Below are 6,672 nucleotides of genomic sequence, written 5' to 3' on the forward strand. Positions count from 1 at the left end.
TACCCGTCCCTCCCCCACTCTCGGCTTCGCTCGACCGGGAGGTGCCCCCACCCAGGGGCTGCGCGCCCCTTCGACCCCCGCGTCAAAGACTTCGGGGCTCCGCCCCGGACCCCGTCCGCGCAGTTCCCCGCGCCCCTGAAGGGGCGCGGGAAAAGCCCGGTCCTACCTGCCCGCCTCCTTCGAGACCAGCGCCACCGCCTCGTCGACGTCGTCCGTGACGTGGAAGAGGGTCAGGTCCTTTGCTGCCGCCTTGCCCTGGGCGATGAGGGTGTTGGTGAGCCAGTCGACCAGGCCGCCCCAGTAGGACACGCCGAAGAGGACGATGGGGAAGCGGGTGACCTTCTGGGTCTGGACGAGGGTGAGGGCCTCGAAGAGTTCGTCGAGGGTGCCGAGGCCGCCGGGGAGGACCACGAAGCCCTGGGCGTACTTGACGAACATCATCTTCCGGACGAAGAAGTAGCGGAAGTTGAGGCCGATGTCGACGTAGGGGTTGAGGCCCTGTTCGAAGGGGAGCTCGATACCGAGGCCGACGGAGGTGCCGCCCGCTTCGAGGGCGCCCTTGTTGGCCGCCTCCATCGCGCCCGGGCCGCCACCGGTGATGACGGCGAAGCCGGCCTCCACCAGACCGCGGCCGAGCCGGACGCCCGCCTCGTACTCCGGTGAGTCGGCGGGGGTGCGGGCGGAGCCGAAGACACTGATCGCGGGCGGGAGTTCGGCGAGCGTGCCGAAGCCCTCGATGAACTCGGACTGGATGCGCAGGACCCGCCAGGGATCCGTGTGGACCCAGTCCGAGGGACCTCCCGCGTCCAGCAGCCGCTGGTCCGTCGTGCTCGCCTGGACCTGGCCTCGTCTGCGCAGCACCGGTCCGAGCCGCTGCTCCTCGGGTGGCTGCTTCTTGCCCTCGGGGTTGCCGGTCGCCATGTCCGCTCCCTCCGCCGTGCTGGTGGTTCACCTCAGCGTAGATCCATACGGGTTACGGACGGGGGACGTCAGCGTGTCCGCCACGAGATCCACCGCACCGGACACGTCACGCCGTCAGCCAGGACCTCAGGCGCTCCTCGCCCGTCAGGATCTTCGCCGTCTCCACGCGTTCGTCGCGCCGGTGCGCCAAGTGCGGGTTGCCGGGGCCGTAGTTGACGGCCGGGACGCCGAGGGCGCTGAAGCGGGAGACGTCCGTCCAGCCGTACTTGGGCTGGGCGGTGCCGCCGACGGCCTCGATGAACGCCGCGGCCGCCGGGTGGGACAGGCCGGGCAGCGCGCCGGGGCTGTGGTCGTCAACGACGAACTCCTCGACGCCGCAGTCGGCGAAGACCTCGCGGACGTGGGCGACGGCCTCCTCCTCGGTGCGGTCGGGCGCGTAGCGGAAGTTGACCGTGACCACGCAGGCGTCGGGGATGACGTTGCCGGCGACACCGCCGGAGACGCCGACCGCGTTGAGGCCCTCGCGGTACTCCAGGCCGTCGATCACCGGGTACCGCGGCTCGTACGACGCCAGCCTCGCCAGGATCGGGGCCGCCGCGTGGATGGCGTTGGAGCCCATCCAGCCGCGGGCGGAGTGGGCGCGCTCGCCCTTGGTCGTCAGCAGGACCCGCAGGGTGCCCTGGCAGCCGCCCTCGACCTCGCCGGCCGTGGGCTCCAGAAGGACCGCGAAGTCGCCCTCCAGCCACTCCGGGTGGGCCTCGGAGACGTGCTTCAGGCCGTTGAGGTCCGCGGCGACCTCCTCGTTGTCGTAGAAGACGAAGGTCAGGTCGCGGTTGGGGGCCGGGACCGTGGCCGCGATGCGCAGCTGGACCGCGACGCCGGACTTCATGTCGCAGGTGCCGCAGCCCCACAGGACGCCGTCCTCGTCGAGGCGGGACGGGACGTTGTCCGCGATCGGCACGGTGTCGATGTGGCCGGCGAGGATCACGCGCTCCGCGCGGCCCAGGTTCGTGCGGGCGACGACGTTGTTGCCGTACCGGTCGACCGTGAGGTGCGGCAGGGCGCGCAGGGCGCTCTCGATCGCGTCAGCGAGGGGCTTCTCGGTGCCGCTCTCGGACGGGAAGTCGACGAGCTGCGCGGTCAGGCGCGCGGCGTCCAGCGTGAGGTCAATCGGGGTCTCGGCCATGTGCCCGACCCTAACGCGCCGCCGGGTCCGGGCCGCTCGGCGAGTGGATCCGGTCACTTCCGCACCCCTGTTCACATCACTGTTCACAACTCCTGCACGAGCGCCATTACCGTCCAGTACCTTGGACCGCGTGTCGGAGCCGTACCCCTTCCCCCCAGGTCCCCGTCCCCGCCGTCGCGGCCGCCGCGTGCTGCAGTGCATGGCGGCCTTCGTCGTGCTCGCCGCGATCGGGGCGTATCTCACCGTGCAGTATCTGACCGGTGGGAACGGCACCCCGCGGTGCGTGGTCGTCTCCGGAGCGGACGACGGGGCGTCGTACGAGTTCACGCCCGAGCAGGCGGCCAACGCGGCGACGATCTCGGCCGTCGGCACCTCGCGCGAGCTGCCCGAGCGGGCCGTGACGATCGCGCTGGCGACCGCGCTGCAGGAGTCGAGTCTGCGCAACATCGCGCACGGCGACCGGGACTCGCTCGGCCTCTTCCAGCAGCGGCCGTCGCAGGGCTGGGGAACCGAGCAGCAGATCCAGGACCCGGTGTACGCGGCGGGTGAGTTCTACGAGCACCTCGTCAAGGTCGACGACTACGAGCGGCTGCCGCTGACCGTGGCCGCCCAGCGCGTGCAGCGCAGCGGCTACCCGGAGGCCTACGCCAAGCACGAGCCCGACGCCACGCTGCTCGCCGCCGCGCTGACCGGGCGGTCGGCGGCCACGCTGACGTGCGAGGGCCGCCGGGACACGACCGGCACCGGCACCGCCTACACGGGCGGAGCGGAGGCCGTGCGCAGCGCGCTCGCCCGGGACTTCGGTGACGAGGGGTTCGAGTCGGCCGCGGCGGTGGTGAGCTCCGAGGGCGGCGCCTCGGCCGAGGCGAGCGCGGCGCCGAGTCCGAGCGTCTCCCCCGCCGCCGGGACCGTGATCATCCCCCTGGACGGCAAGGACGCCGACCGGAACCGGCAGCGCGGCTGGGAGCTGGCGCACTGGGCCGTGGCCAACTCCTCCCGGCTCGGAGTCGAGCGCGTCTCCTACGCGGGGCGCGAGTGGGTTGCCGAGGGTCGGGCCGGGGCGTGGCGCAAGGCGCGGGGCGCGGCGGGCGGCTCCACCGGCGAGGTCCGAATCGTCACTGGACAGTAGGCCGCACGGCTCACCCGTGCGGGGTAGGCGCGGCGCGTCGGGTGGACGTGGTGCGCGGGATTTCTCCTGCTCTCCCCCGGTGGGCGGAACGCGTTGGGAACACAGGGCCGTAAGGATTCAGCAGACTGTCGGCGCGGGTGGCGTTTGTCCGACTGGATCCACATTTGATCATGCGACACATTGCCATTTCTTTACGTCGGGGCGCCGCAACCTTCGGGGACTTCGAGTCGGTAGTCACTGCGTCCGAGCCCGGAACGATCACATCCACTGGTCAACTCCCGGGCGCGGTCGGACACTTCACCGTTCTCTTCCGTCTAAGGAGCACCATGTCCCTCCCCCTGACCCGCCGGATCGCCCGTGCCGCGCTGCTGACCGCAGCGGGAGCGGCCTCCGTGGTCGGTGCGGCCGGCTCCGCGAGCGCGGCGCCCGAACTCCCGGCCACCCCGAACCTCGGCGGCCTGTCCGCCGTGGACGGGGCGAACGCGGGTAGCACCGTGGACGGCGCGACGCAGAACGTCACCGGCGTCGCGAGCGACGCCGGCACCAAGGCGTCCAAGCAGACCCTGCCGACCGTGAGCAAGACCGGCGGGAAGGCCGTCAAGACGACGACGCCCGTCGCGCAGAAGGCCGCCGGGGAGGCTGCCGGGTCCGCCGGCACCGTTCTGGGTGACACGACCAAGACGGCCACGAAGGGCGGGCTGCCGACGGGGCAGCTGCCGGCCAAGAGCCCGCTCGGCTGACCTGCCGTACGTCGAAAAGGGGCCCGGGAACTCCCCGGGCCCCTTTTCGACGTCGTGTGCGCTACGCCCGGGACAGGCGTTCCACCGCTGCCGCCACACGCTCGTCCGTCGCTGTGAAGGCCACGCGGATGTGGTGGTCGCCGGCGGTGCCGTAGAAGTCGCCGGGGGCCACGAGGATGCCGAGGTCGGCGAGGTGGGCGACCGTGGTCCAGCAGGACTCGTCCCGGGTGGCCCAGAGGTAGAGGCTGGCCTCGCTGTGTTCGATGCGGAAGCCGTGGGCGACGAGGGCCTCGCGGAGGGCCGTGCGGCGGGCCGCGTAGCGGGCGCGCTGCTCCTGGACGTGGGCGTCGTCCCCGAGGGCGGCGACCACGGCTGCCTGGGTGGGAGCCGAGGTCATCATGCCGCCGTGCTTGCGGATCTGCAGGAGCGGGCCGAGGACGTCCGGGTCGCCGGCGAGGAAGGCCGCGCGGTAGCCCGCCAGGTTGGAGCGCTTGGAGAGGGAGTGGACGGCGACGATGCCCTCGTACGAGCCGCCGTTGACGTCCGGGTGGAGCACGGAGACCGGGTCGGCGTCCCAGCCCAGCTCCAGGTAGCACTCGTCGGAGAAGATCAGGATGCCGTGCGAACGGGCCCACGCCACGATCCGGGTCAGCTCGTCCTTGGCGAGGACCTTGCCCGTGGGGTTGGACGGCGAGTTCAGCCAGAGAAGCTTCAGGCCGGCCGGGTCCAGCGTCGTCGGGTCGTCGTAGGCCTCGTGGTCGGCGCGGGCGAGCCGGGCGCCCACCTCGTACGTCGGGTAGGCCAGGCGCGGGTACGCGACCCGGTCGCCGGGGCCGAGGCCGAGCTGCGTGGGGAGCCAGGCCACCAGTTCCTTGGAGCCGACGATCGGCAGGACGTGGTGGTGGGTGACGTCGCGGGCGCCGAGACGGCGCTCCAGCCAGCCCGTGATCGCGTCGCGCAGTCCGACGGTGCCCCAGACGGTGGGATAGCCGGGCGAGTCCGCCGCGGCGACCAGCGCTTTCTGGACCAGGTCGGGCACCGGGTCGACGGGGGTGCCGACGGAGAGGTCGACGATGCCACCGGGGTGCGCGGCGGCCGTCGCCTTGTACGGCTCCAGCTTGTCCCAGGGGAAGGTGGGAAGGCGGTCGCTGACTGCGGACACGGGATCTCGCTCACTTTCTCACTGGCGAACGCCTCGGTCCCGTACGGCGATCTTGGTGATCGGGCCGTACGGGACCGGGGCGGCGCGGATGCGGGCCCCCGGGGCGTCACCCCGGGGCCCGCGGCGTCGCTCTCAGGCCTGCGGCGGGAGTGCGGCGACGAAGGGGTGGTCACGCTCGATCAGGCCGAGCTTGCTGGCACCACCGGGCGAGCCGAGCTCGTCGAAGAACTCGACGTTCGCCTTGTAGTAGTCCTTCCACTCCTCCGGGGTGTCGTCCTCGTAGAAGATCGCCTCGACCGGGCACACCGGCTCGCAGGCACCGCAGTCGACGCATTCATCCGGGTGGATGTAGAGGGACCGCTGGCCCTCGTAGATGCAGTCGACCGGGCACTCCTCGATGCACGCCTTGTCCTTGACGTCGACACAAGGCTGCGCGATGACGTAGGTCACGCTGTCGTTCCTCCTCGATAGGGCGCTGGCGGGCCTCCTCAGGCTCCGCCGCCTGGCGCGCGGGAGCGCGGCGTCGTCGATGCCCGCACCTAGTATCTCCGTTCCGGGGCATGATCCGAACAGGAGGGGTGGACAGACCTGTGGAAATCTCTGCCGGTGGACGGCTCGAGATCCGTGTCTCTGCTGCTGACGTGGGCAAACGCGTGTCCGTGCGCTGCCTCGACGACGCTGGCGCCGGGGGTGGGAAATTCACTGACACGGTTGGTGTTCTCACATCATGGGACGGCGGTGTTCTGTTGATCACCCGCCGGAACGGGGAGCGGGTAAGGATCGAGGAGACGTCGCTGGTCGCGGGGAAGGTCGTGCCCGCCGCCCCGGCCCGGCGGCGCGGGCCCGCCGCCTCGTACGAGGAGCTGGCGCGGGTCTCCGCGCGGGCCTGGCAGCCCGTCGAGAGCGAGCGGCTCGGCGAGTGGGAGCTGCGGGCCGCCTCCGGCTTCACCCGGCGCGCGAACTCGGTGCTGCCCTTGGGGGACCCCGGCATGCCCCTGGACGACGCGCTGACGGCCGTACGCGGCTGGTACGCGGCCCGGGGGCTGCCCGCCTACCTCCAGCTGGCCACGGGCGCCGAGGGCACTCAGGAGCTGCTGTGCGCGGAGGTGGCGGACCGCGGCTGGGTCCGTGAGGTGACCGCCGAACTGTGGATCGGCGCGCTCGCGCCGGTCGCGGACCGGGAGTGGGCCGGGGTCGAGCTGTCGCGCACGGCGGACGAGGCGTGGCTCGGCCGCTACCAGCGCAAGGGACTCGGCGAGGTCGCGCTGAAGGTGCTCGGGAGCGGGCCGTCGGTGTGGTTCGCGACCGTGCCGGGGGCGGAGGGCTCGGGGCCCGCCGCCATCGGGCGGTGCGTCGTGGACGGGCGGTGGGCCGGTTTCGCGGCCGTCGAGGTCGATCCCGCCCAGCGGCGGCGGGGGCTCGCGACGACCGTGATGGCCGCGCTGGCCGGCACCAAGCCCGAGCGCGACGACCTGCCGTACTTCTCGGACAACGGCGGCCGCCCCGGCGGCCCGGACGGCCGCTCCGGTCCGGC

7 protein-coding genes are annotated in these 6,672 nt (G+C 72.3%); 3 read left to right on the forward strand and 4 right to left on the reverse strand.

What is annotated here, in order from left to right; translation table 11 throughout:
* Nucleotides 1–162: 162 nt before the first annotated feature.
* Both P1P70_RS37580 and dapE read right to left on the reverse strand, forming a co-directional pair.
* A complete protein-coding gene (locus P1P70_RS37580; protein ID WP_319245761.1) occupies nt 163–921 on the reverse strand; it encodes a TIGR00730 family Rossman fold protein in 759 nt (252 codons plus the stop codon).
* A 106-nt stretch (nt 922–1,027) separates the two neighbouring features.
* Complete coding sequence (dapE, locus tag P1P70_RS37585) at nt 1,028–2,107, reverse strand: succinyl-diaminopimelate desuccinylase (RefSeq protein ID WP_319245763.1); 1,080 nt, start codon at nt 2,105–2,107, stop codon at nt 1,028–1,030.
* Between the two features lie 130 nt (nt 2,108–2,237).
* On the opposite strand from dapE, the gene P1P70_RS37590 reads away from it, so the two are divergent.
* A complete protein-coding gene (locus P1P70_RS37590; protein WP_413471638.1) occupies nt 2,238–3,236 on the forward strand; it encodes a heavy metal transporter in 999 nt (332 codons plus the stop codon).
* 326 nt (nt 3,237–3,562) lie between these two features.
* Nucleotides 3,563–3,976: a hypothetical protein gene (locus tag P1P70_RS37595; protein ID WP_033525521.1), complete on the forward strand. Its 414-nt coding sequence runs from the start codon at nt 3,563–3,565 to the stop codon at nt 3,974–3,976.
* Between the two features lie 61 nt (nt 3,977–4,037).
* Here the strand turns inward: P1P70_RS37595 and P1P70_RS37600 are convergent, their stop codons facing one another.
* Nucleotides 4,038–5,138, reverse strand: coding sequence for a bifunctional succinyldiaminopimelate transaminase/glutamate-prephenate aminotransferase (locus P1P70_RS37600; protein WP_319245768.1), 1,101 nt, complete (start codon nt 5,136–5,138; stop codon nt 4,038–4,040).
* Nucleotides 5,139–5,270: 132 nt separating this feature from the next.
* Entirely contained in the window at nt 5,271–5,588 is a 318-nt protein-coding gene (gene fdxA, locus P1P70_RS37605; RefSeq protein ID WP_005480604.1) for a ferredoxin, read from the reverse strand.
* Between the two features lie 140 nt (nt 5,589–5,728).
* Here fdxA and P1P70_RS37610 point away from each other — a divergent pair.
* The coding region (locus P1P70_RS37610) for a GNAT family N-acetyltransferase (RefSeq protein ID WP_319245770.1) at nt 5,729–6,672 on the forward strand (944 nt) is incomplete at its 3' end.

It is taken from the genome of Streptomyces sp. MB09-02B, assembly GCF_033794485.1.
In the GTDB taxonomy this organism is placed as follows: domain Bacteria; phylum Actinomycetota; class Actinomycetes; order Streptomycetales; family Streptomycetaceae; genus Streptomyces.

Coding starts and splice junctions, on each gene's coding strand:
- P1P70_RS37580 (WP_319245761.1), bottom strand. CDS start 921: ATGGCGACCGGCAACCCCGAGGGCAAGAAGCAGCCACCCGAGGAGCAG.
- dapE (WP_319245763.1), bottom strand. CDS start 2,107: ATGGCCGAGACCCCGATTGACCTCACGCTGGACGCCGCGCGCCTGACC.
- P1P70_RS37595 (WP_033525521.1), top strand. CDS start 3,563: ATGTCCCTCCCCCTGACCCGCCGGATCGCCCGTGCCGCGCTGCTGACC.